Genomic DNA, 25,443 nt, shown 5'->3' on the forward strand with positions numbered 1-25,443 from the left:
GTTGGCTCAAGATTCGACGCCGACACCCTCTTGAACAGCGACGGCTTGCCAATCGCGCACGTCGATCTTGCCGGTGACGGCGGCGGAGATCAGGGCAGTGCGGCGTTCTTGGAGTAGCGAAATCGTCTTAACTGCCTTATCAATAAGTTCATCAAAACGGCGTGACTTTTCGCTCAAGAAGCGACCAATCTCTTTCTGCTCAATCAATGGAGGTTTCGTCAATGAAAAGTTTCGGATTGTCGATACATTGACATGAGGAGACGTAGCGCCAACAGTATCAAGTTGCCCCTGCTTATAAACATTGTCGCTATTGAGTAACCACATAAGAAAGTCTGGAGAAAAATCTGGGCCAACACGAAATTGCATCATGCGTTGCCCGAGACAGTATCGAGAGTCTTCTGGAACTAGACCCGCATGCCCCCATCGCTCCCCTTCTCGTCCATAAACAATATCGCTACACATCAAATCTGCACGACGCACTCTCCGAATGTATTCATCATCCTGAACGCGATACATTTTTGAAGAGTCCAAATGGCCTTCATTAAGGTCAGCAGTTCGTATGACTAGATACTCTCCGTCGTCTGAATACACAGGAGTTTCGTGTGGGCAATCAACAATCATTGAAGTGGCATATTTGAGGTAAGTTGCTCCCCAATGCGCGGGCACTTCACCTAGCCACTCCACGCCGGAGTCTTTCATCGGGGTGTTGGGGTTGAGGCCTTTGGTGACGGCGTGGCTGATGACGGCTTGGCGCTTTTCCTTGAGCAACTCAATCAGCCGCTGCTGCTTCTCGATCAAGGCATCAATCTTCGCCGTTTCTTGGTCGAGGAAAGCAGCAATGTTTGCCTGCTCATTTTGAGGCGGCAAAGCTAAATCTAAGACAGAAAATTCACTGTAGCGAAACTCTGTTGATCGCTCCCTAATTCCTTTCGCAAGGGATGAAATGAAATCTGTCACAGCCAGTTGACGAACAAGATAACCAAAGTAAGCGACATGGATTTGTTCTGGATCTGTTGGCACGCAGACAGAACAGACTGGCGAACATTTCCCATCAGAGTCACTAACGCCAATGGCGCCAGCAAAGCCATCCATGGCATGTACTAACAAGTCGCCTTTCCTAACGCCTTGATAGCCAATTTCCTTGATGGATTCGGTAAAGCCTTCCGTCCTGCGGTTTGATCGCAAAGTTACTTGTCCGTCGCGAAAAGCGGTCACAACCCCATCCTCAAGACGAACTTCGCGTTGAACTCGATTGAAGACGTACTTTGATTTTCGTAAGACCCAATGGCTCGGCATTTCTCCAAGCCATTGCAAGCCCGAATCCCGGTACTCCGGATAAGCCTTGTACCGACTCATTCCGCCTCCCTATCGCCCAAGTTCGCCAAATAAAACTCATGCAATTTGGCCTGCAGCAGTTTCTTGTCGGGCAACTGGGTCTGGTATAGGGCGACGAGGGCTGGGGACAGGCTGCGGCTCAGGGCGTACTCCACCACTTCGTCGTCTTTGCTGGCGCACAGCAGCAGGCCGATGGCGGGGTTTTCGTGGGTTTTTTTGTGGTCGCGGTCCAGCGCTTCCAGATAGAAGTTGAGCTGGCCCAGGTGCTCGGGCGAGAAGCGGCTGGTTTTGAGTTCGATGGCCACCAGGCAGTTGAGGCCTCGGTGGAAGAACAACAAGTCGAGGGCGAAATCTTGCTTGCCCACTTGCAACGGGTATTCGCTGCCAACAAAACAGAAGTCGCGCCCGAGTTCAAGCAGAAACTGCCTGAGCTGCGCGAGCAGGCCGCGTTGAAGGTCGCTCTCCAGGTGGGCGGCTGGCAGATCGAGAAATTCGACCAAGTAGCTGTCTTTGAACACGCTGGCCGCGTTGGGGTGAGTTTGTGTCACCAGTGGTGACACTTTTGCCGGGCTGAGGACAACGCGCTCAAAAAGGGCGGCGTCAAACTGCCGCTCCAGCTCCCTGCTTGACCATTTTTCCTGCGCCGCCATCTTGAGGTAGAACTCGCGTTCTTCTGGGCGCTTGCTGCGGCTGAGGATGATGAGGTTGTGCGTCCAGGGTAATTCTCTCAGCAGCGCTGAGAGAATTGGACTGTCGCTGTAGGCCTCAAAAAACTGCCGCATTCGCCAGATGTTTTTGGCAGAAAAACCGCGCAAACCGGGCTGGGTCGTAGCAATGTGCTGCGCCAGCTGCTCGACAATGCTCTCGCCCCATTCGGCGGCCTTGATCTTGGCACTGAGATAGGCGCCGACCTGCCAGTACAGCTCGATCAGCGCGATGTTCACTGCCTGGTAGGCACGCTGGCGGGCACTTTCGATGAGTTGGGTGATTTCGGCGAAGTCGGGGGTCTTCGTCGTTGGGGTCAAGTCGCTCACGAATGCACCTCTCGCAGCAGCCCCATGATTTCGGCGCTCACGGCATCCAGATCGGCGTCAATTTCTTGCAGCGGGCGTGGCGGCTGGTATTGGTAGAAGTGGCGGTTGAAGGGAATTTCATAACCGACGATGCCGATCTCGCCATCTTTGGCATCGCGCTTGCTGGCGTCTATCCACGCATCGGGCACATGCGGCTGCACTTCGGCGATGAAGTAGGCCTCCACGCTCTCGCTCACAGGGCGGCTGGGGTCTAGCGCCACGTTCTCAAAATCGCGCAGCTCGCCATCGGCTTGGTATTCGATGACTTCTTTGTTCACGTCGAACAGGCCGTACAGGGGGTTCGCTTTGCCTTTGTGCGTTTTCTTGACCACCTTTTCGGCGGCGGGGTTCTTCCAGCTCACGGCATCGGCGATCTGCTTTTTCTCTTTGGCGTCCAGCACGAATTTGTCACCATGGCCTGCCCGCTTGCTTGCGGTTTTGATGGCTTCGTCATAGCCATTGAAGTCGTCGTGCTGGGCATTGCCGATCTCGCCTTGCAGAGCGCGGGCCTTGAGCAGCACGGCCTTTTGTGCCAGCCAGGTGCTGGCGTCGAGCAGGTCTTTGATCTGCTTTTCCTTGAGGTCGGCAAAGTGGCTTTTCAGGTAAGCGCGGATTTCGACGGCGTAGTCGTCAAGCTGGCCGTAAAGCTCGCAATCTGCCGCGTCTTGCCAGTGGTCCTGACCATACTCGGTGTAGATCCACTGCATGGCGCTGCCAAGTGCGCCGGACTCAAAGCGCAGGTTGGCAATGCGTTCATTGCTGAACTGCCACGACAAACGCAGTGGCCGCTCGATGGTGATGCGGCGGTAGCCGAACTCGTGCGAGGCAAAAATTTTGCTGGCAAAGGTTTTGACGGCTTCGGGCTTGGGGTTGGCCGCTTGGCGGCCACGGTTGCTTTTGACTTCAGCCGGTTTGTCGAGCGCCTGCGCTTGTACCACCTCAAACTTGCCAAAGCAGCGGGTGATGGTGGCGATGTCGGCCTCGTCCATCACATGGCGCTTGCTGCCCAGCGATTTGCGCATCTTGCCGCAGAGGTTGACGCCGTTGATGAGCTGCACCTTGCCTTTGCGCTCGGCGGGCTTTTTGTTCGACAGCACCCACACATAAGTGGCAATGCCCGTGTTGTAGAACATGTCGGTGGGCAGTGCGACGATGGCTTCGAGCAGATCACTCTCAAGAATATGGCGGCGGATTTCGGATTCGCCCGAGCCTGCACCGCCGGTGAACAGCGGCGAGCCATTGAGGATGATGCCGATGCGAGAGCCGCCGTTTGAGCCGCCGTCCGTGACATCGCGCATCTTGCTGATGAGGTGCAGCAAAAACAGCAGCGAGCCGTCGGACACACGCGGCAGGCCAGGGCCAAAGCGGCCCTCAAAGCCTTTGAGGGTGTGTTCGTCGGCAATGTCGCCTTCGATCTTTTTCCAGTCCACGCCAAACGGCGGGTTGGAGAGCATGTAGTCGAACTTGCTGGCGTAGAGGTGGTCGTTAGAGAGCGTGTTGCCGAGCTTGATGTTGCTGACATCCTGCCCTTTGATGAGCATGTCTGCCTTGCAGATGGCGTAACTTTCGGGGTTCAGCTCCTGACCGAATGCGCGCATGACGGCTTGGGGGTTCAGCTCGTGCACATACTCCATGCCCGCCGACAGAAAGCCGCCGGTGCCCGCTGTCGGGTCGTAAATGGTGCGGATGATGCCCGGCTTAGTGAGGGCTTCGTCGTCTTCCATGAACACCAGCGAGGTGGTGAGGCGCACGATGTCACGTGGTGTGAAGTGTTCGCCCGCAGTGTCGTTTGAGCTTTCGGCAAATTTGCGGATCAGCTCTTCAAACACCAAGCCCATCTCGTAGTTGGAAACGGCTTTGGGGTGCAAGTTCATGGTGCGGACTTTTTGCACCACCTTGTAGAGCAGGTTGGCATCGCCCAGCAGGCCAATGAATTCGGCGAACTTGAAGTGGTCAAAAATCTCGCGGGCGTCTTTGGAAAAGCACTGGATGTAGCGCTCCAGATTGGCCTTGATGCCCGACTCGCCCAGGGTGCTCAGGTCCATGGGCGAGGTGTTGAAAAAGCTCAGCCCTCCGGTAGCGCGCAGGAGCAGCTTTTCCTTGGCCTCTTCGGCAATGGCCATCTTCTCCACCTTGGCGGCTTCGACCAGCACGGCGGGCTTGCTGCTTTCCAACACACATTCCAGACGGCGCAGCAGGGCAAAGGGCAGGATGACGCGGCCGTATTGGCTCTGTTTGAAGTCACCGCGCAGCAGGTCGGCCAGCGCCCACAGATCGGCCGCGAGGTTGTTGGTTTCTTGGGTCATTTTTTACGAACGAGGGGTCGGAGTTTCAACCTTATCTGGCTAAGTATTACACGGGGTTGAGGGGGAATTGGCCACCCATGCGCAGGCCTGCAAAGAACAAAGCCGCCATGCCGATGCTTTCGCCCTGCGTGGGGTGTGGGTGGATGGTTTTGCCGATGGCCAAAGCCATCTCGCCAATCATGTCGCCCGCATGTGTGCCCACCATGCCGCCGCCCAAAAAAGAGTGAGTTGAGGGTTGTTAGCTCGAGGCGCATTGACGGGCATGGATGGAATTAAATTTACTCAATAAAATGAGATAAATTACTCAATGAACTGAGCAAAGAAAAATGACCATCGAACGCGAATCACTGGCCCCATTGGTGGCAAGGCTCAAAGAACCCCGCCGATTTCTCCAAGTGGTGGCTGGTCCACGCCAAGTGGGCAAAACAACACTGGTACGCCAAGCGCTGGAGCGCTTGCAGATTGATGCCAAATCCGAAACCAACACCCCATTAGCACAACACAGCGCCAGTGCCGATGGCCCCGGTTTGCAAGGCAAAGTGTGGTTAAGCACCCAATGGCAAGTGGCCCGTGCACTGGCCGCCCAAGCAGGCAGTTGTGTTTTGGTTCTGGACGAAATTCAAAAAGTGTCCAACTGGACGGAAGAAGTCAAACGCCTGTGGGACGAAGACACCGCCGCTGGCCGCGATGTGCGCGTGGTCATCCTCGGCTCTGCCCCGTTGTTGATTGCTCGGGGCTTGAGCGAAAGCATGGCCGGGCGGTTTGAAATCAGCCGCTTGGGCCACTGGCGCTTTGCCGAAATGCGCGACGCCTTTGGCTTTAGCTTGGAGCAGTTCATCTTTTATGGTGGCTACCCCGGCGCAGCCCCCTTGGTGCACGATGAAACCCGCTGGGCCGCTTATGTGAGCGATGCCCTGATCGAAACCACCATCAGCAAAGATGTGCTGTTGATGGCCCCCGTGCAAAAGCCCGCCCTGCTGCGCCGCGTGTTTGACCTGGCCTGCGTATACAGCGGCCAAATTCTGAGCTACCAAAAGATGCTGGGCCAGCTCGATGATGCGGGCAACACCACCACCCTCGCCCACTACCTCGACCTGCTAGAAGGCGCGGGCATGGCCTGCGGCCTGCCCAAATACATGGGCCAAGTGGTGCGTCAACGTGCATCAAGCCCCAAGCTGCAAGTGTTCAACAACGCACTGATGGGCTGCCACTGGGTAGCACAAGGCGTGGGACTGCAAGCGGCGCAAGCGCGCCCCGACGTGTGGGGCCGTCTTGCCGAGAGCGCCGTAGGCACTGAGCTGCTGGCCCGGCACCTGACCCACAGCAGCCGGCACCCCGTCATTCACTACTGGAACAATGGCCAAAAAGAAGTGGACTACGTGCTGCGCGATGGCCCCACGCTACAAGCACTGGAGGTCAAAAGCGGCCACAACATGGGCAATGTCTCCGGCTTGACAGCATTTGTGCAACTGTTTGAACAAGCGCAACCGCTGGTCATTGGCACAGGAGGCATGCCGTTGGATTTGTGGCTGCAGAGCTAAGTGCATCAACTTAGCTGCTCTGAGTTTTGTGCGATACGACTCAAAATTTGAGACGTATTTTTAAAAATGCACATCATGGGTGCGGCGAATACGCCGCTTAATCACCGCATGAAATGCGGTGATTACCAGACGCTCACAGAAAAAAAAGCCCGGACAGCTTCCCGTCCGGGCTTCTTCTTTTGAGGCGCGAAGTGTTTACTTCTTGCCAGGCGGCAAATCCGTGCAGCTACCGTGCGCCACCTCTGCCGCCATGCCGATGCTTTCGCCCAGCGTGGGGTGTGGGTGGATCGTTTTGCCGATGTCCACGGCGTCTGCGCCCATCTCAATCGCCAGCGCGATCTCGCCGATCATGTCGCCCGCGTGCGTGCCGACCATGCCGCCGCCGAGGATCTTGCCGTGGCCGTGGGCCTCGGGGGAATCGTCAAACAGCAGTTTGGTCACGCCTTCGTCGCGGCCGTTGGCAATGGCGCGGCCCGAGGCGGCCCAAGGGAACAAGCCCTTTTTCACCTTGATGCCTTGCGCTTTGGCTTGGTCTTCAGTCAAGCCCACCCAGGCCACTTCGGGATCGGTGTAGGCCACGCTGGGGATGACGCGGGCGTTGAACGCCGCCGCCGCCAACTCTTTGTTGCCTTGCAGTTCACCCGCAATGACTTCGGCCGCCACGTGGGCTTCGTGCACCGCCTTGTGCGCCAACATGGGCTGGCCCACGATGTCGCCGATGGCGAAGATGTGCGGCACGTTGGTGCGCATCTGAAGGTCGACGTTGATGAAGCCGCGGTCGGTCACAGACACGCCGGCTTTTTCAGCGGCGAGTTTTTTGCCATTGGGCGTGCGGCCCACAGCTTGCAACACCAGGTCGTACACCTGCGGCGCGGGGGCTGTGCCGCCCTCTTCTGCGGGTGCAAACGTGACTTCGATGCCTTCGGGCAAGGCGCGTGCGGACACGGTCTTGGTCTTGAGCATGATGTTGTCAAAGCGCTTGGCGTTCATCTTTTGCCAGACTTTGACCAAGTCGCGGTCAGCGCCTTGCATGAGGCCGTCCATCATTTCCACCACGTCCAGGCGTGCGCCCAACGTGCTGTAAACCGTGCCCATTTCCAGGCCGATGATGCCGCCACCCAAAATGAGCATGCGCTTAGGAACACTCTGTAGTTCCAACGCGCCAGTGCTGTCGACCACGCGTGGGTCATTCGGCATGAAAGGCAAACGCACAGCTTGCGAACCGGCAGCGATGATGGCCTTCTTGAAGGCGATCACTTTTTTGCTGCCGTTTTGTTCTTGTGCAGTGCCAGTGGTCTCCGACACTTCGAGGTGGTTTGCACCTACGAACTGGCCCAAGCCGCGCACGGTGGTGACCTTGCGCATCTTGGCCATGGCAGCCAAGCCGCCGGTGAGCTTGCCAATGACTTTTTCTTTGTGGCCGCGCAGCTTGTCGATGTTGACGGCGGGTGTACCGAAGTCCACACCCAAGTCGGCCATGTGGCTGACTTCGTCCATGACGGCTGCGACGTGCAACAGCGCTTTAGACGGGATGCAACCCACGTTCAAACACACGCCGCCCAAGGTGGCGTAGCGCTCGACGATGACGACGTTCAAACCGAGGTCAGCCGCGCGGAATGCTGCCGAGTAACCACCGGGGCCACCGCCCAAGACGAGCACATCGCACTCGATGTCGGCAGAGCCGCCGAAGGATGAGGCTGTGGGTGCAGGGGCTGCTGGAGCGGCAGGTGCTGCTGCAGCGGGAGCCGCTGCGGGTGCAGGGGCAGCTGGAGCGCTAGCCGCACCTTCTACATCCAACACCAACACAACCGAACCTTCTTTGACCTTGTCGCCCAGCTTGATCTTCAACTCTTTCACCACGCCCGCATGTGAGGATGGAATTTCCATCGACGCTTTGTCGGACTCCACAGTGATGAGCGATTGCTCTGCACGGACGGTGTCGCCGGGTTTGACCAGCAACTCGATCACGGCGACTTCGTCGAAGTCGCCGATGTCTGGAACTTTGATATCAATCATTGCCATATCAGTTCCTTGGGCTTACAGCAACACGCGACGGAAGTCGCTGAGGATTTGACCCAGGAACGCGTTGAAGCGTGCCGCTGCGGCGCCGTCGATGACGCGGTGATCCCAGGTCAGCGACAAAGGCAGCATCAGGCGGGGCACAAACTGCTTGCCGTCCCAAACGGGTTCCATGGTGCTCTTGCACACACCCAAAATGGCCACTTCTGGCGCGTTGATGATGGGCGTGAAGTACTTGCCACCAATACCGCCCAGGCTGGAGATGGTGAAAGTTGCGCCGGTCATTTCTGCGGGGCCGAGTTTGCCGTCACGGGCTTTCTTGGCCAATTCGCCCATTTCTTGGCTAATTTGCAGCACGCCTTTTTTGTCGCAATCGCGGATGACGGGAACCATCAAACCATTGGGCGTGTCAGCGGCAAAGCCGATGTGCCAGTAGTTTTTGTAGACCAGCGCATCGCCGTCGAGCGAGCTGTTGAACTCGGGGTATTTCTTGAGCGCGGCCACGCAGGCCTTGATCAAGAAGGCCAGCATCGTGACTTTGACGCCTGACTTTTCGTTCTCTTTGTTGGTCGAGACGCGGAAGGCTTCGAGGTCGGTGATGTCGGCATCGTCGTGGTTGGTGACAGCCGGAATCATGATGGCGTTGCGCAGCAAGTTGGCACCGCTGATCTTCTTGATGCGGCCCATCTCTTTGCGCTCGATGGGGCCGAATTTGGCAAAGTCGACCTTGGGCCATGGGATCAGGCCCAAGGCTGCGCCGTCGCCACCTGAAGATGCAGGGGCTTTGGCCGCCTGCGCTTTGGTTTGTGCAGCACCCGACATGACGGCCTTGGTGAAGGCTTGAATGTCGTCCGCCGTGATGCGGCCCTTGAGGCCGGAGCCTTTGACTTCGTCGAGCGGCACGCCCAGTTCGCGGGCGAACTTGCGCACCGAAGGCGACGCGTGAGGCAAGCCCACGGTGTTGCCGCCGGGGGCATGCGCGGGCGCTGCCACCGCAGCGGCAGCGGCAGCCACAGGGGCTTGTGCGGCGGCCGGGGCCGAAGCCACAGGAGCCGCAACTGCTGCAGCCACTGTCACCACTGGCGCAGCCACAGCCGCAATGCCTTCCAGCACGGCCAGCAGGTCGCCGATGTTGACGGTGTCGCCCACTTTGACTTTGAGTTCTTTGAGCAGGCCCGCTGCCGAGGATGGGATTTCCATCGAGGCTTTGTCGGACTCCACGGTGATCAGCGATTGCTCGACCTTGATGGTGTCGCCAGGCTTGACCATGACTTCGATGACCACCACGTCTTTGAAGTCGCCAATGTCGGGCACAAACACTTGCACGGGGCCAGATGCCGCAGCAACAGGCGCAGCAGCCACGGCAGCGGGTGCGGGTGCAGCCGCTGCAGCGGCGGGCGCAGCAGCTGGGGCTGGGGCTGCAGGCGCACCAGCGGCTTCAACCACCAACACGATCGAGCCTTGCTTGACCTTGTCGCCCAAAGCGACGCGCATTTCCTTGACGACGCCAGCCGTGCTCGACGGGATTTCCATCGAGGCTTTGTCGGATTCGACCGTGATCAGCGATTGCTCGGCCTTCACGGTGTCGCCCACTTTGACCATCAACTCAATGACGGTCACTTCATCAAAATCCCCGATGTCCGGGACTTGTACTTCTACCAATGCCATGTGTGTCTCCCGGGTTTATGCGTACAGCGGGTTGATCTTGTCGGTGTTGATGCCGTACTTTTTGATCGCCTCAGCCACTTGCGTTGCGGGCACAGCGCCGTCTTCGCTCAGCGCCTTGAGGGCCGCGATCACGATGTAGTGGCGATTGACCTCGAAGTGCTCGCGCAACTTGCTGCGGAAGTCAGAGCGGCCAAAACCGTCAGTGCCCAGCACTTTGTAGGTGCGACCTTTGGGAATGAAAGGACGGATCTGCTCGGCATAGGCCTTCATGTAGTCGGTCGATGCGACCACGGGGCCGCTGTGCTCGGCCAGCTGTTGACCCACAAAGGACACACGTGGCGTTTCCAGCGGGTGCAGCATGTTGTGGCGCTCGGCGTCTTGGCCGTCGCGGGTCAGTTCGTTGAAGCTTGGGCAGCTCCACACGTCGGCCTGAATGCCCCAGTCGGTGGCCAGCAACGTTTGTGCCGCAATCGATTCGCGCAAGATGGTGCCCGAACCCAGCAGTTGCACGCGCTTGTCGCCAGCCGCGCCGGGCTTGCACAAATACATGCCTTTGATGATCTGCTCTTCGGTGCCGGGCGTGAGACCTGGCATCGCGTAGTTTTCGTTCAGCAGCGTCAGGTAATAGAAGACGTTGTCTTGCTTCTCGACCATGCGCTTCAAGCCGTGGTGCAGGATGACGCCGACTTCGTGTGCGAAGGTGGGGTCATACGACACGCAGTTGGGGATGGTGTTGGCCATGATGTGGCTGTGACCGTCTTCGTGCTGCAAGCCTTCGCCGTTCAAAGTGGTGCGGCCCGAGGTGCCGCCCAGCAAGAAGCCGCGTGCCTGCATGTCGCCCGCAGCCCATGCCAAGTCGCCAATGCGCTGGAAACCAAACATCGAGTAGTACACATAGAACGGGATCATGATCCGGTTGGACGTGCTGTAGCTGGTGGCCGCAGCGATCCAGCTGGACATGCCGCCGGCTTCGTTGATGCCTTCTTGCAAGATTTGACCGGCTTTGTCTTCCTTGTAGTACATGACCTGGTCTTTGTCGACCGGGGTGTACTGCTGGCCTGCGGGGTTGTAAATGCCGATCTGGCGGAACAGGCCTTCCATACCAAAGGTTCGGGCTTCGTCCACCAAAATCGGCACCACGCGTGGGCCCAGGGCTTGGTCGCGCAGCAGTTGGGTCAAAAAGCGCACATACGCCTGGGTGGTGGAGATTTCACGGCCTTCGGCGGTGGGCTCCATCACGGCTTTGAAGGTTTCCAAAGAAGGCACGGTGAAGTTTTCTTCGGCCTTGACGCGGCGCTTGGGCAGGTAACCGCCCAAGGCTTTACGGCGCTCGTGCAGGTAACGCATTTCGGGTGTGTCTTCTGCAGGCTTGTAAAAAGGAATATTGGGCAGCTCGCTGTCAGGGATCGGCAGGTTGAAGCGATCGCGCATGTACTTGATGTCTTCGTCCGTCAGCTTTTTGGTCTGGTGGACGGTGTTCTTGCCTTCCCCGGCCTTGCCCATGCCAAAACCTTTGACGGTCTTGATGAGCAGCACGGTGGGCTGGCCCTTGGTGTTCACGGCCTCGTGGTACGCAGCGTAGACCTTTTGTGGGTCATGGCCACCGCGCTTGAGGTTCCAGATGTCGTCGTCGGACAGGTGGGCCACCATCTCCAGCGTGCGGGGGTCGCGGCCAAAGAAATGCTTGCGCACATAAGCGCCGTCGTTGGCTTTGAAGGCCTGGTAGTCGCCGTCCAGCGTGTCCATCATCAGCTTGCGCAGCGCGCCATCTTTGTCGCGGGCCAGCAGGCTGTCCCACTCGCTGCCCCACAGCAGCTTGATGACGTTCCAGCCGGAGCCACGGAACTCGCCTTCGAGTTCTTGCACGATCTTGCCGTTGCCGCGCACCGGGCCATCGAGGCGCTGCAAGTTGCAGTTGACGACAAAAATCAGGTTGTCCAGGTTCTCGCGCGCGGCCAAGCCAATCGCGCCCAAAGATTCAACCTCGTCCATCTCGCCGTCACCGCAGAAGACCCAGACCTTGCGGTTTTCGGTGTTGGCAATGCCACGGGCGTGCAGGTACTTCAAAAAGCGGGCCTGGTAGATCGCCATCAAGGGGCCGAGACCCATGGACACGGTGGGGAACTGCCAGAACTCGGGCATGAGTTTGGGGTGCGGGTAGCTCGACAGGCCTTTGCCGTCCACTTCCTGGCGGAAGTTGAGCAACTGCTCTTCAGTCAAACGGCCTTCGAGGTAGGCGCGGGCATAAACGCCGGGCGAGACGTGACCTTGAATGTAGAGGCAGTCGCCACCATGGTTTTCGCTTTCGGCATGCCAGAAGTGGTTGAAACCGGCACCGAACATGTGGGCCAACGAAGCGAAGGAGCCGATGTGACCGCCCAAGTCACCACCGTCTTCGGGGTTGTGGCGGTTGGCCTTGACCACCATGGCCATGGCGTTCCAGCGCATGTAGGCGCGCAGGCGCTCTTCGATCTCGATGTTGCCGGGGCAACGGGCTTCCTGGTTCGGCTCGATGGTGTTCACGTAGCCGGTGGTGGCAGAAAACGGCATGTCGATGCTGTTTTCGCGGGCATGTTCGAGCAGTTGTTCAATCAGGAAGTGGGCGCGTTCGCCGCCTTCTTTTTCAATCACGGCGGACAGAGCGTCCATCCATTCACGGGTCTCTTGGGCGTCGAGATCCAGCTTCGGCTGTTGGGGGTTTGCCGCAGTCATTTGTGTCTCCTGTTGGATGTTATGGGTTAAATGATGGCGCAAGTTTCTCATATTTTTTCTCAAATTTCAAATAGTGCATAAACGTATCACATTATGAAATTTAAAGAAATTTTTCCCTCAGAACCAGTCGGATGGCAGGGTACTTACGCAAGGGTTGTCACCTAAACTCAAGTCATGGAATTGAACAAAGCCGCATCCGTTGTCAAAAAAGTGGGCCCTTGGGCATGGTGGCGCACTTGGTGGCAACGCCAATCGCCCAACCATCAAGACCGCTTTGCCAATTTGGCACCGGTTGCAGCCGTTTTATTGTTTTTGGCGGCCATCGTCAGTGCGTTTTGGTACCTGCGCGTTGAAGAGGTTGAACGGGAACAAGAAGCCATCAAGCGCGATGTGGAATACGCCCAGCAGCGACTTCGCCTGAGGCTGATCGAACGCCAGGAACAGGTCATGCGCCTGGCACGCGATGTTTCCAACCACGAAATTCGTGTGGATCAGTTCATGTCGCGTGCCGAGGCCCTGGTGCAGCAATACCCGGAATACCAGTCATTGACCTGGATTGACGACCGGCGCCGCATCATTGCCAACCAAAGTGTGTCCAGCCTGTTGAGCAACCACCATTTGCGTGCCGGGAGCGTGCTCAAAGTCGGCGAAACAGAAAACAACTTCAGCCTGGCCCGGGATTTATTGCAACCCATTTACGGTCAGATTGAAGCCGAGGATGAGCGCGATGCAGGAAACGCTGTGCTGCAATTGCACTCGCCTCTGACCAATGACCAAGGACGCTTCAGCGGCGTGATCCTGGCGCAATACTCGATGGAGGGTTTGCTGCGCTACGGCGTTCCCACAGAAGTACTGGCCAAATATGCGGTGGCCCTGCAAGACAGCAAAGGCAGGCTGCAAGCGGGTCAAACCATTCCCAAGCGAGTACACCTGTGGAACCTGCTGCCCGGCAGTCAACGCATTGACAACGATTACGAGGTGCCCGTGGCGCCAGTGGGCAATGGCCTGATTTTGCGGGCGCAAGCCTGGCGCACATCGCAAGGCCTGGTGGGCAGCGGCCTGTTTTGGTTGGTGAGTGTGCTGAGTGTGATGACGGCCTGGATGCTGATCGGCAATTGGCGACACACCCGCAGGCGCCTGCAAGCCCAAAAGGCACTGGTGGCCGAAACCAACTTCCGCCGCGCCATGGAAAACTCGATGCTCACGGGCATGCGCGCTTTGGACCTGCATGGCCGCATCACCTACGTGAACCCGGCCTTTTGCCAAATGACCGGGTGGAGCGAGTCGGAGCTGGTCGGTGGCACAGCCCCCTTCCCTTATTGGCCTGACGAAGACCGCGAAATGCTGACCAAACGGCTGGAAGAAGAGATCAGCGGTCAGCATTCAGCCGGGGGGTTTCAGGTCCGGGTCAAGCGCAAAAACGGCAGTTTGTTCGATGCTCGGCTGTATGTTTCGCCGCTCATCGACGCCCGTGGCCAGCACACCGGCTGGATGACGTCGATGACCGACATCACCGAGCCCAATCGGATTCGTGAGCAATTGGCCAGTGCGCACGACCGCTTCACCATTGTGCTGGAAGCACTTGATGCCTCCGTATCGGTGGCCCCCTTGGGCAGCAAAGAGTTGTTGTTTGCCAACAAGCTTTACCGCTTGTGGTTTGGTCAAGACACACAAGGCCATTTGCGTTTGGTTGCCCAGGCCGGTGCCTACACCAGCGAAAAAACAACGGACGATGTCGATGATCTGGCGGGGCTCCCCACAGAAAGCCTGACGGTGGCTCGCTCTGAAAACGCCGAGATTTTTGTTCCCGAACTGGGCAAATGGCTCGAAGTGCGTTCACGGTACATCAATTGGGCCGATGGTCGCCTGGCCCAGATGGTGATTGCCAGCGACATCACACCGCGACGCCAGGCCGAAGAGCTGGCCGCCCAGCAAGCAGAACGCGCTCAAACTGCCAGTCGCCTGATCACCATGGGCGAGATGGCGTCCAGTGTGGCGCACGAATTGAATCAGCCCCTGACCGCCATCAGCAATTACTGCAGCGGCATGATCTCGCGCATCAAAAACAATCATGGCAAGGCAGACGACATGGTCTGGGCGCTTGAAAAAACGGCCCATCAGGCGCAGCGAGCGGGACAGATCATTTTGCGCATTCGCAGCTTCGTCAAGCGCAGCGAACCCAACCGCATGCTCTCGGACGTATCAGGCATGGTCAACGAGTCGCTGGAACTGGCCGAGATTGAATTGCGCAGGCGCCATGTCCGGCTGTCGCACTACGTGGCAGCACGTTTGCCCCAACTCTTGGTGGACACCATCCTCATCGAACAGGTCTTGATCAACCTGATGAAAAACGCGGCCGAATCCATCGACAACGCCCATCGGCCTGCCGGGCAACGGCATGTTGAGTTGCGTGTGGTGCCCATGACCCGAGAAAACCAGGCCGTGGTGGAGTTCTCGGTCACCGATACCGGCCAGGGCTTGCCGCCCGAAGTGATTGACCGCGTGTATGAGGCTTTTTTCTCCACCAAGGTCGAAGGCATGGGCATTGGCCTGAATTTGTGCCGCAGCATCATCGAATCGCACCAAGGCAGGATCTATGCTGAGAACATCTACAATGCCGACGATGTGATCGGGTGCCGTTTCTCCTTCTGGATACCCGTCCCCACCACTTTGACCGCAGAACAACCCACCGGGGTAAATGAATGAGTTTGATACCTAAAAAAGGCACTGTATACGTCGTTGATGACGACGAAGCTGTGCGCGACTCCTTGCAGTGGCTGCTCGAAGGCAAAGACTACCGCGTGCGTTGCTTTGACAGTGCAGAGTCTTTCATCAGCCGCTATGACCCGCGTGAAGTGGACTGTCTGATTGCCGACATCCGCATGGGCGGCATGACTGGCCTGGAACTGCAAGACCGCCTGATCGAGCGCCGCTCACCCCTGCCCATCGTGTTCATCACCGGCCACGGCGACGTGCCCATGGCGGTGAACACCATGAAAAAAGGTGCCATGGACTTCATTCAAAAGCCCTTCAAAGAAGAAGAACTGCTGGGCTTGGTGGAGCGCATGCTCGACGAAGCACGCGAGGCCTTTGCAGGCCACCAGCAAGCGGCCAGCCGCGACGCCCTGCTGTCCAAGCTGACGGGCCGCGAAGCCCAGGTGCTCGAACGCATCGTCGCCGGTCGCTTGAACAAACAGATTGCCGACGATCTGGGCATCAGCATCAAGACGGTGGAGGCGCACCGCGCCAACATCATGGAAAAGCTCAACGCCAACACCGTGGCCGACCTGCTCAAGATCGCGCTAGGGCAAAACGCACCCAAGGCCTGATCCGCTCCATCGCTCATGAAACGCCCGCACCCGTCGGGCGTTTTGCATTTTTCACCGACCTTTCGAGTATTCAAACATGACTGCCCAAATCATCGACGGTAACCAGCTATCCAAACAACTGCGCACCGAAGTCGCCACCCGCGCGCAGGCCCTCAAGGCCAAAGGCATCACCCCCGGCCTGGCCGTGGTGCTGGTGGGCGACAACCCGGCCAGCCAGGTTTATGTGCGCAACAAGGTCAAAGCCTGCGAAGACAGCGGCCTGCATTCGGTGCTTGAAAAATACGAGGCCACCATGACCGAGGCCGACCTGCTGGCCCGCGTCGAAGCGCTGAACAACGACCCGGCCATCCACGGCATCTTGGTGCAGTTGCCCTTGCCTGCACACATTGATGCACAAAAGGTCATCGAAGCCATCAGCCCCGCCAAAGATGTGGACGGTTTTCACATCGCCAGCGCCGGCGCGCTCATGACCGGCATGCCGGGTTTTTGGCCTTGCACGCCCTACGGCTGCATGAAGATGCTCGAAAGCATTGGCTACGACCTGCGCGGCAAGCACGCCGTGGTCATTGGCCGCAGCAACATTGTGGGCAAACCCATGGCGCTGATGCTCTTGCAAAAAAACGCCACCGTGACAATCTGTCACAGCGCCACGCCCGACCTGAAAGCCATGACGCTGCAGGCCGACGTGATCGTGGCCGCCGTCGGCAAACGCAATGTGCTGACCGCTGACATGGTCAAGCCCGGCGCAGTGGTGCTGGATGTGGGCATGAACCGCAACGACGAAGGCAAGCTGTGCGGCGACGTGGACTTTGAAGGCGTCAAAGAAGTCGCCAGCCACATCACCCCCGTTCCCGGCGGTGTGGGCCCCATGACCATCACGATGTTGTTGGTCAACACCCTTGAAGCGGCTGAACGCGCCTCCAGTTAAACCCGTAACGGGCAAACCTGCACAAAGGTCTGTCTGCCCGGGGGATTGCCCCGGACCCTTTTCTGGTTCATCCAGCCTTTTTGGCCACCCATTCTGAAAACACCCATGACCAACCCCTTGCTCGATACATCCGGCCTGCCCTTGTTTGACCGCATCGCGCCCGAACATGTCGCCCCTGCCATGGACGAATTGCTGGCTGTGGCCGACGCGGCACTGGAAAAGGTCACCGCCACAGATTTTCCAGCCGACTGGCACGCCATGGCGCTGAATCTGGACGTAGCCACAGAGCGTCTGGGCATGGCCTGGGGCGCGGTGAGCCACCTCAACAGCGTGGCCGACACGCCTGAGCTGCGCGCCGCCTACAACGCTGCCCTGCCCCGCGTGACCGAGTTCTGGACGCGGCTGGGCAGTGATGAGCGCCTGTATGCCAAATACAAGGCGATCGACCCAGCCCAGCTCAACACCGAACAAAAACAGGCCCACAAAAACGCCCTGCGCGGCTTTATGCTCGGCGGAGCCGAACTGCAAGGGGCAGCCAAAGAGCGCTACGCCGCCATTCAGGAGCGTCTGGCCGAAATCACGCAAAAGTTCAGTGAGAACACGTTGGATGCCACGGATAAATTTGCCCTGTACGTGAGCGAAGACCAGCTCCAAGGCGTACCCGCTGATGTGATTCAGGCCACCCGCGATGCTGCGAAAAAAGAGGGCCTAGAAGGCCATCGCCTGTCGCTCAAGATGCCCGTGTACCTACCGGTGATGCAGTTTGCCGACAGCGGCGCTTTGCGCGAACAGCTTTACAAAGCCCATGTCACCCGCGCCTCAGACCAAGCCCCGGAAGACGCCCGGCATTTTGACAACACCGCCTTGATGCAGGAAATCCTGGCGCTGCGCCAGGAAGAAGCCCGTCTGCTGGGCTTTGCCAACTATGCCCAAGTTTCTGTGGTGCCGAAGATGGCCGAGTCACCCGAAAAAGTCATCGGCTTTTTGCGAGACCTGGCGGTCAAAGCCCGCCCTTTTGCCGAAAAAGACCTGGCCGACCTGCGCGAGTTTGCGGCCAACGCGCTGGGCATCGCCGGTCCGCTCAACGCTTGGGACGTGCCGTATTTGTCTGAAAAGCTCAAGGAAGCGCGCTACAGCTTCAGCGAGCAAGAAGTCAAACAGTACTTCACGGCGCCCAAGGTGCTGGCTGGCTTGTTCAAGATCATCGAAACACTGTTCGAAGTGAACATCCGCGCCGATCAAGCGCCCGTGTGGCACCCGGCAGTGGCGTTTTACCGCATCGAGCGCAACGGCCAGTTGGTGGGCCAGTTCTACCTCGACCCCCCGGCCCGCGCAGGCAAACGCGGCGGCGCCTGGATGGACGATGTGCGTGGCCGCTGGCAGCGCCCCGACACCGGCGTGCTGCAAACGCCCGTGGCGCACCTGGTTTGCAACTTCGCTGAAGGCGTGAACGGCCAGCCTGCGCTGCTCACGCACGACGACGTGATCACCCTCTTCCACGAATTCGGCCACGGCCTGCACCACATGCTCACCCAGGTCAACGAGCGCGATGTCTCAGGCATCAGCGGCGTCGAATGGGACGCGGTCGAGTTGCCAAGCCAATTCATGGAAAACTTCTGCTGGGAATGGTCGGTGCTGCGCCACATGACGGCCCATGTGGACACCGGCGAGACCCTGCCCCGAGCCCTGTTCGACAAGATGCTGGCCGCCAAGAACTTCCAAAGCGGCTTGCAAACCCTGCGCCAGATCGAGTTTTCGTTGTTCGACATGCTGGTTCACGCCGAGCACGACCCGGCGCAAGACTTCATGCCGCTGCTGCGCCAAGTGCGCGACGAAGTGGCTGTGATGCAGCCGCCCGCCTTCAACCGCATGGCCCACACCTTCAGCCACATCTTTGCAGGCGGATACGCCGCCGGTTATTACAGCTACAAATGGGCCGAAGTGCTGAGCGCCGACGCTTACGCGGCATTTGAAGAAACCGCTGCGGCAGACGGCACGCCCAGCGTGGAAACCGGACGCCTGTACCGCCAAGCCATTCTGGAAGCCGGTGGCAGCCGCCCGGCGCTGGAGTCGTTCAAAGCCTTCCGGGGCCGCGAGCCCAGCCTCGATGCCTTGTTGCGGCACCAGGGCATGGTGTGATTGCGCGCCATGGTGAATTTGCAGGGGACTGGTGAACCCCTGTTTCCGAATGGCGAAAGTATGAACCGCCCTCATCGAATCGGTTCGCAGCCCCGGCTGCCTCAAAAATTACCGTTAAAGCAGTGAATGGATATACACTTTAGTTCCCATTTGAGGATAAAAATCATGACTAACGGTGTATTTCCAATCCTGTACAAAAACCCCCAGGCCTTGAACCCCGAACAACACGGACAGCTGTCACTCCATCCTGAAATCGGGTTTGGTTTTGCGCGAGAAACCAACTCCTTGCCGCTGGTCATTGAAGAGTTTTCGGTCGCCTGCCGAGACTATGTCATCGTTTTCACTACCGGCGATACCGCCATGCCCTTGGCGGTTCTGGGCATGAATCCCGACCACAACGCTTACGTGCAAGCTGATGGCCACTGGGCAGCCAACACCTATATCCCCGCTTATGTGCGCCGTTACCCCTTCATTTTTGCCGAAAATGAGGGCTCTAACGATCTGACTTTGTGCGTTGACTTTGATTCCAAGTGGGTGGTTCCTGGTCAGACCCTGGCATTTTTCGACGAACAGGGGATAAAAACGACCGTGACCGACCAGGCGCTGGAGTTTTGCAAGCGTTTTCACATCCAAATGCAGCAAACGCGTGAATTCAGCGAAGCCCTGCAAGCGGCCGATATCTTGGTGGATCAGCATGCCAACATCACGCTTGAAAATGGCGAAACATTGAGCCTGTCAGGCTTTCGCATCATCGATGAACACAAGCTGCGCCAATTGCCTGCCAAAACCCTGCAAAAGTTTGTTGCAAGCGGCTGGATGGGTCTGATATACGCGCATCTGATTTCCATGGGCAGCATGAACAAACTGGCCAACTTGCTCAAGGCCAACCCCAAGATGGCCTGAACGCCGGGCGCCAGACAGCAGGTCGTCGCCTTCGACCACCGACCTGCACAATCACCCCTCAATCATCGCTTGCAACGCGATATCGGCTCCTACAATGGCGGGCTTATGACAGATGCCTTGCCCTCACAGAACACCTCGCCACATTTCCATGCCTTGATTCCTTGTGCGGGGGTGGGCAGCCGTGCGGGCACAGTCGTGCCCAAGCAGTACCAACTGGTGGCCGGTCAGCCCATGGTCATGCACACCTTGCAGGCCCTGGCGAAAGTGCCACAGCTCGAGTCAGCTTGGGTGGTGTTATCGCCCGATGACGACTTTGCCTGGCCTCAGGCGGGTGCCTGGCCCGAGCGCTTTGTGCGCGTGGCCTGTGGCGGTGCATCACGGGCCGAGAGTGTTTTCAACGGTTTGGGGGCCATGCTGGCGGCAGGCCTGGCCGCAGATGATTGGGTACTGGTGCACGATGCCGCCCGCTGCCTGATCACGCCCGGGGCCGTATCCAGCTTGATAGAGGCTTGCCGCCATGACCCCGTGGGCGGTTTGCTGGCTTTGCCCTTGCCCGATACGCTCAAGTCGCAACGTCAGGACGCCAGGGGTGTACGGGTGCAAAGCACCGTGCCCCGAGAAGACAAATGGCTGGCGCAGACGCCACAAATGTTCCGTCTAGGGGGCTTGCATGAGGCCTTGACACAGGTTGCCGCCACTGGATTTGTAGGCATCACTGATGAGTCAAGCGCCATGGAGCGCCTGGGCTTGGCGCCGCGCCTGGTGCCCGGTTCTGCCCAAAATTTAAAAGTCACTTACCCGGCGGACTTCGCGTTTGCCGAGGCAGTTTTGAAAGGTCGCACATGAGTTTTCGCATTGGAGAAGGTTGGGATGTGCATGCACTGGTGCCTGGTCGTCAACTGATTCTGGGGGGGGTAAAGATCCCGCACACGGCTGGACTGCTTGGCCACTCAGACGCCGATGTGCTGTTGCATGCCATCACCGATGCGGTGTTGGGGGCTGCGGGCCTGGGCGATATCGGGCGGCATTTCCCGGACACAGACGCGCAGTTCAAGGGCGCCGATTCGTCAGTCTTGCTGGCCGAAGCCATGCGCCGTGTGCGTGACAAAGGCTGGGAGTTGGTCAATGTGGACAGCACCATCGTCGCCCAGGCGCCCAAGCTGGCGCCCCACATGAGCGCCATCAACGCCTCGGTGGCAAAAGCACTGGGAGTGGATGCAACGCAAGTGAACGTGAAGGCCAAAACCGCAGAGAAGCTCGGACCCGTGGGCATGGGCCAAAGCATCGAAGCGCGGGCGGTGGTGCTGCTGACCCTGGGTGTCTTGGCTGCCGACGTGTAGGTCGGCGGTCGAAGGCCCGACATGGGCTCGCAAACCGCCCATGCCCATATCGGGCTCTATGCGTCAATCCGTCAATGTCGAACTCTTCGAGTACCGACCTACCCCATCACAGCGCTGCATCTGTCGGGGCTAAAGCGACCTACCAAATCACCCTTAGATGCCCCTTCATGTCCAACGTTGTGCGCTACGGCGCAGTCCTGGCAGAGTCCAACATGAAAAGCACTACAACGTGCTCAAGCTGCTTCTGCTTGCCTGAATTTCATCAGTGCCATCAAACCGCCTGCACTGCTGTTGAACACTGAAAATGTGCCCCCCATGCGCTGAACAGAGCGCTCCACAATGGCCAGGCCCAGTCCCGAGCCTGTGGCCGAGGTTCTGGCGGTGTCGCCACGAAAAAAAGGCTGTGTGAGGTTTTTGAGGGTGGCTTGCGACACCCCGGGGCCTTGGTCGCGCACGCGCAAGAGCACCCAACCATCGTGCACGCGGGCCACGATTTCGACGCGGGTGATGCCGTCGATGGGGCTTTGACCGTAGCGGCGGGCGTTCTCGAGCAAGTTCGACAACACACGGCCCAGCTCCACCGTTTCGGCCTTGACGTGCAGGTCCTCGGCCACGTCCACGGCAATGTCCATGCGCGGGTTGGCGCGAAACGGCGCAATGCACCGGCTGATCACGCCCGACAGCAGCACGGGTCCCAAATGGGTAGGCTCCGGGCGGGCATAGTCGAGGAATTTGTCAATGATTTCATCAAGCTGGGCGATGTCTGCGGCCATGAGTTCGCGGGTTTGCACGTCGGCTACGCTGAGCTCGGTTTCCAGCCTCAAGCGCGCCAATGGTGTACGCAAATCGTGTGAGATGCCCGCCAGCATCAAGGCGCGTTCGGCCTCGATCTTGGCCAGGCGCTCGGCCATGCGGTTGAAGCCAATATTGACTTCGCGGATTTCACTGGTGGCGGCATCTTCGTCCAAAGTGGACGTATTGAAGTAGCCTTCTCGCACCTGGCTGGCGGCAAACGACAGGCGTTTGAGGGGTCGGTTGATCAGACCCGCCATGATGGCTGCGCCCGCCAGCGACAACCCTGCCGTCACGAGCAGCCACATGAGCCAAGCTGAGCCGCCCAAGGGCTGCAGACGTTGTGGGTCCATCTGAAGCCAGTAGCTGTCGCGTTCGATTTCAAAACCGACCCAGAGTCCGGGCGCGTCATTGACTTGGGACGCGATCACTGTGCCCGGCCCCAGGCGTTCAACCATTTCGTGGATCAGACGCTTTTCCAAGCCCGAGGCGCCAAACGGAACAATGCGGTCACCCGGCTCGCGGGTGAGGATGATGACTTCTTCTTCGTCAGCCAATGTTTTGAGCAGCGATACCCGGGCAATGGCATCGGTGTGCATCAGGGCGGTTCGCGTCAGGTTGACGACTGTGGCAATCTGGTGGGCATTGCGCAGAATGCGCGGCTCGTATTCCTGGGTGCGAAACATCTGCAACCAAGCCAAGCTGCTGCACAGGATCAGCAAGGCCAGCAAAAAGAAGGTGCGCCAAAACAGGCTCAGCTTGAGCCTGCGTGGCGACTTTTCGGCGACTGCACTTTCACCGTTTTCAAAGGACTCGTCGCTCACGATTGACCGTCAGGCACAAACACATAGCCGACACCCCAAACCGTCTGAATGATCTTGGGGCTGGCTGGGTCGAGTTCAATCATCTTGCGAAGCCGCGAAATCTGCACATCCAGGCTGCGGTCAAAGGGCTCGAAATCACGGCCTCGGGCCAGCTGGGCCAGTTTGTCGCGCGTCATCGGCTGCCGGGGGTGCCGCACCAAGGCTTTGAGCATGGCAAATTCTCCCGTGGTCAAGGCAATGTCCTGCCCGTTTTTGCTCAGTGAACGTGCCCCCAGATCAAAGATGAATTCACTGAAGTTGACCACCTCTTTCTCGCTGGCCGGTGCACCTGGCACTTCGGCCTGGGGTCTGCGGCGCAAAACCGCATGAATACGGGCCAGCAGTTCACGCGGGTTGAAAGGTTTACCCAGGTAATCGTCAGCGCCAATTTCCAGACCGTTGATGCGCTCGGACTCTTCACCCTTTGCGGTCAACATGATGATGGGTGTTTTGTTGCCCGCAGCGCGCATGCGGCGACAAATGCTCAGGCCATCTTCACCAGGAAGCATCAAATCGAGCACGATCAGGTCAATGGTTTCACGCTGCAAGATGCGGTCCAACGATCGGCCGTCTTCGGCCAGCAAAACGTCAAAACTTTCTTGCGACAAGTAACGACGAAGCAAATCGCGGATGCGTGCGTCGTCATCCACGATGACGATTTTGTCGAGACGAGATGAGGCAGTCATGGTTTACTGTGCCGTCCAGCCACCGTCCATGTTCCAGGCCACGCCGCGCACGTTGTTGCTTGCGGCAGAGCAAAAGAACACGGCCAACTCGCCCAGCTCTTCGGGGGTGGTGAATTGCATCGAGGGCTCTTTTTCGCCCAACAGCAATTTTTTGGCCTCTTCGTTGGTCAAACCTGCGGCGGCTGCTTTGGCGTCCACCTGTTTTTGCACCAGGGGGGTCAACACCCAGCCGGGGCAAATCGCGTTGCAGGTCACACCCGTGGGGGCGGTTTCCAGGGCCGTGACCTTGGTCAGACCGACAATGCCGTGTTTGGCCGCAACATAGGCGGACTTTTCTGCCGAACCCACCAAGCCGTGTACCGAGGCCACGTTGATGATGCGGCCCCAATTGGCAGCTTTCATGGCGGGCAAGGCCAGCCGCGTAGCGTGGAATGCGCTGGTCAGATTGATGGCGATGATGGCGTCCCAGCGCTCAACTGGAAAGTCTTCAATCTTGGCCACATGCTGGATACCAGCGTTGTTGACCAGGATGTCAACACGGCCAAAAGTGTCGGCCGCGAATTTCATCATGGCTTCGATCTCGTTGGATTTGCTCATGTCGGCGCCGTGGTAGGCCACTTTGACGCCCAAGGCTGCGATTTCGGCTTGAGGGCCTGCAGTATCGCCAAAGCCGTTCAGGATGATGTTGGCCCCTTGCTTGGCCAAAGACTTGGCAATGCCCAAACCAATACCGCTGGTTGAACCAGTGATCAACGCTGTTTTACCTTGCAACATGATTTCCACTCCGAAAGATGAATTAGGATGCTTAAAAGTCCATTATGGCGCCGCACAAGGGCAGTTTGACCCTTGGTGCGATCAGATTGTTTCCGATTGTCATGAACAACAGCTTGACCCCAACCAGCCTTGAATTCGTATCCTGCCCCCATCCTGAGGGCCTGCACCGGATGGCCTATTGGCGTTGGGGGGATGCCTCTGCCCGCCGTTTGGTGGTGTGTGTGCATGGCCTGACTCGGCAAGGTCGGGACTTTGACCGCTTGGCACAAGCCCTGGTGGCGCGCAGCGTCGAGCCTTTGCAAGTCATTTGCCCCGATGTGGTGGGGCGTGGGCGCAGTGAATGGCTGAGCGACCCCATGGGCTATCAGATCGGGCAATATGCCTCAGACATGCTGGCCATGTTGGCGCAAATCAGCGCTCAGTTGGGCTCCGGCCAAACACTGCAATCGCTGGACTGGGTGGGCACCAGCATGGGTGGGCTGATTGGCATGGTGATGGCCGGTCAACCGGGTCTGCCATTGCCTGCCCCGATCCGCCGCCTGGTGCTCAACGATGTGGGGCCTGCTATCACCTGGTCGTCTGTAGAGCGCATGCAGCAATATGTGGGCCACTATGGCCAGTACGGGGATCTGAAAGAAGCTGCGGCGGTCATGCGGTCGATTTCGCAAGGCTTTGGTCCCGTGCCTGATGAGGTCTGGTTGGACATGTCTTCGCACATGATCCGCCCTGGCGCGGATGGGACTGTGACCTTGCATTACGACCCCGCCATAGGCCAGCCCTTGCGGTCTTTGACACCCGAGGCGGCCATGGCTGGCGAGGCGGCTTTGTGGACGATGTACGACCAGATCAAGGCGCAGACCTTGTTGATTCGCGGCGCGGACTCTGATTTGCTGACAGCTGAAACCGCCCTGAGCATGACACAGCGAGGCCCCCGAGCTGCTTTGGAGAGCTGGGCCGGAATCGGCCATGCGCCGACGTTGACAAGTTCGCATCAGATCGACGTGGCGGCCAACTTCTTGCTAGCTGATTAAAACC

Annotated in this window: 18 protein-coding genes and 1 pseudogene; 9 read left to right on the top strand and 10 right to left on the bottom strand. The window is 58.5% G+C overall.

The features are described 5' to 3' along the window. Positions 1-6: 6 nt before the first annotated feature. From B9Z51_RS07925 to B9Z51_RS07940, 4 genes and pseudogenes are all read right to left on the bottom strand, one after another. A complete protein-coding gene (locus tag B9Z51_RS07925; RefSeq protein ID WP_199227483.1) occupies positions 7-1,215 on the bottom strand; it encodes a restriction endonuclease subunit S in 1,209 nt (402 codons plus the stop codon). A gap of 137 nt (positions 1,216-1,352) precedes the next feature. Then, positions 1,353-2,369: a YhcG family protein gene (locus tag B9Z51_RS07930; RefSeq protein ID WP_199227484.1), complete on the bottom strand. Its 1,017-nt coding sequence runs from the start codon at positions 2,367-2,369 to the stop codon at positions 1,353-1,355. Next, on the bottom strand, positions 2,366-4,714 hold the full coding sequence (locus tag B9Z51_RS07935; protein ID WP_108373472.1) for a class I SAM-dependent DNA methyltransferase: 2,349 nt from the start codon (positions 4,712-4,714) through the stop codon (positions 2,366-2,368). Before B9Z51_RS07935 ends, B9Z51_RS07930 begins: the two co-directional genes overlap by 4 nt. Before the next feature lie 46 nt (positions 4,715-4,760). Beyond that, a pseudogene (locus B9Z51_RS07940) lies at positions 4,761-4,943 on the bottom strand (hypothetical protein); the annotation flags it as partial. 97 nt (positions 4,944-5,040) lie between these two features. Here B9Z51_RS07940 and B9Z51_RS07945 point away from each other — a divergent pair. Continuing rightward, on the top strand, positions 5,041-6,255 hold the full coding sequence (locus B9Z51_RS07945; RefSeq protein WP_108373474.1) for an ATP-binding protein: 1,215 nt from the start codon (positions 5,041-5,043) through the stop codon (positions 6,253-6,255). 195 nt (positions 6,256-6,450) lie between these two features. Here the strand turns inward: B9Z51_RS07945 and lpdA are convergent, their stop codons facing one another. From lpdA to aceE, 3 genes are read right to left on the bottom strand one after another with little or no spacing between them, the layout of a single operon-like run. Beyond that, complete coding sequence (lpdA, locus tag B9Z51_RS07950) at positions 6,451-8,277, bottom strand: dihydrolipoyl dehydrogenase (RefSeq protein WP_108373475.1); 1,827 nt, start codon at positions 8,275-8,277, stop codon at positions 6,451-6,453. 15 nt (positions 8,278-8,292) lie between these two features. Next, positions 8,293-9,942, bottom strand: a complete 1,650-nt coding sequence (aceF, locus tag B9Z51_RS07955; protein WP_108373477.1) for a dihydrolipoyllysine-residue acetyltransferase — start codon at positions 9,940-9,942, stop codon at positions 8,293-8,295. Between the two features lie 15 nt (positions 9,943-9,957). Then, positions 9,958-12,654 carry a pyruvate dehydrogenase (acetyl-transferring), homodimeric type gene (gene aceE / locus B9Z51_RS07960; RefSeq protein ID WP_108373479.1) on the bottom strand — a complete coding sequence of 899 codons (2,697 nt, stop codon included), beginning with the start codon at positions 12,652-12,654 and terminating at the stop codon, positions 9,958-9,960. 174 nt (positions 12,655-12,828) lie between these two features. Between aceE and B9Z51_RS07965 the strand changes: the two genes are divergently transcribed. The 7 genes from B9Z51_RS07965 (at position 12,829) to ispF (ending at position 21,293) form a co-directional block, all read left to right on the top strand. Next, positions 12,829-15,360 carry a PAS domain-containing sensor histidine kinase gene (locus tag B9Z51_RS07965; protein WP_108373481.1) on the top strand — a complete coding sequence of 844 codons (2,532 nt, stop codon included), beginning with the start codon at positions 12,829-12,831 and terminating at the stop codon, positions 15,358-15,360. Continuing rightward, positions 15,357-15,983: a response regulator transcription factor gene (locus B9Z51_RS07970; protein WP_108373482.1), complete on the top strand. Its 627-nt coding sequence runs from the start codon at positions 15,357-15,359 to the stop codon at positions 15,981-15,983. The genes B9Z51_RS07965 and B9Z51_RS07970 overlap by 4 nt, the downstream gene beginning before the upstream one ends. A gap of 76 nt (positions 15,984-16,059) precedes the next feature. Beyond that, the gene (gene folD / locus B9Z51_RS07975) at positions 16,060-16,911 is read left to right on the top strand and encodes a bifunctional methylenetetrahydrofolate dehydrogenase/methenyltetrahydrofolate cyclohydrolase FolD (RefSeq protein WP_108373484.1); all 852 of its coding nucleotides are present in this window, start codon (positions 16,060-16,062) and stop codon (positions 16,909-16,911) included. A gap of 105 nt (positions 16,912-17,016) precedes the next feature. Next, on the top strand, positions 17,017-19,050 hold the full coding sequence (locus B9Z51_RS07980; protein WP_108373486.1) for a M3 family metallopeptidase: 2,034 nt from the start codon (positions 17,017-17,019) through the stop codon (positions 19,048-19,050). Between the two features lie 165 nt (positions 19,051-19,215). After that, the gene (locus tag B9Z51_RS07985) at positions 19,216-19,953 is read left to right on the top strand and encodes a SapC family protein (protein WP_158272849.1); all 738 of its coding nucleotides are present in this window, start codon (positions 19,216-19,218) and stop codon (positions 19,951-19,953) included. A 105-nt stretch (positions 19,954-20,058) separates the two neighbouring features. Further along, positions 20,059-20,799 (top strand): 2-C-methyl-D-erythritol 4-phosphate cytidylyltransferase, encoded by a 741-nt coding sequence (gene ispD, locus B9Z51_RS07990; RefSeq protein WP_108373489.1) that lies wholly within the window; start codon positions 20,059-20,061, stop codon positions 20,797-20,799. Next, positions 20,796-21,293, top strand: a complete 498-nt coding sequence (gene ispF, locus B9Z51_RS07995) for a 2-C-methyl-D-erythritol 2,4-cyclodiphosphate synthase (RefSeq protein WP_108373491.1) — start codon at positions 20,796-20,798, stop codon at positions 21,291-21,293. Before ispD ends, ispF begins: the two co-directional genes overlap by 4 nt. Positions 21,294-21,526: 233 nt before the next feature. On the opposite strand, the gene B9Z51_RS08000 is transcribed toward ispF, so the two are convergent. Genes B9Z51_RS08000 through B9Z51_RS08010 form a run of 3 tightly spaced genes read right to left on the bottom strand, consistent with a single transcriptional unit; the run spans position 21,527 to position 24,408 of the window. Next, positions 21,527-22,909: a sensor histidine kinase gene (locus B9Z51_RS08000; protein ID WP_108373493.1), complete on the bottom strand. Its 1,383-nt coding sequence runs from the start codon at positions 22,907-22,909 to the stop codon at positions 21,527-21,529. Further along, positions 22,906-23,634: a two-component system response regulator OmpR gene (gene ompR / locus B9Z51_RS08005; protein WP_108373495.1), complete on the bottom strand. Its 729-nt coding sequence runs from the start codon at positions 23,632-23,634 to the stop codon at positions 22,906-22,908. Before ompR ends, B9Z51_RS08000 begins: the two co-directional genes overlap by 4 nt. 3 nt (positions 23,635-23,637) lie before the next feature. Beyond that, a complete protein-coding gene (locus B9Z51_RS08010) occupies positions 23,638-24,408 on the bottom strand; it encodes a 3-hydroxybutyrate dehydrogenase (RefSeq protein WP_108373497.1) in 771 nt (256 codons plus the stop codon). 101 nt (positions 24,409-24,509) lie between these two features. Here B9Z51_RS08010 and B9Z51_RS08015 point away from each other — a divergent pair, with 101 nt between their 5' ends. Next, positions 24,510-25,439 carry an alpha/beta fold hydrolase gene (locus B9Z51_RS08015; RefSeq protein ID WP_233254881.1) on the top strand — a complete coding sequence of 310 codons (930 nt, stop codon included), beginning with the start codon at positions 24,510-24,512 and terminating at the stop codon, positions 25,437-25,439. Positions 25,440-25,443 lie beyond the last annotated feature (4 nt).

It is taken from the genome of Limnohabitans sp. T6-5, assembly GCF_003063315.1.
Classification (GTDB): domain Bacteria; phylum Pseudomonadota; class Gammaproteobacteria; order Burkholderiales; family Burkholderiaceae_C; genus Limnohabitans_A.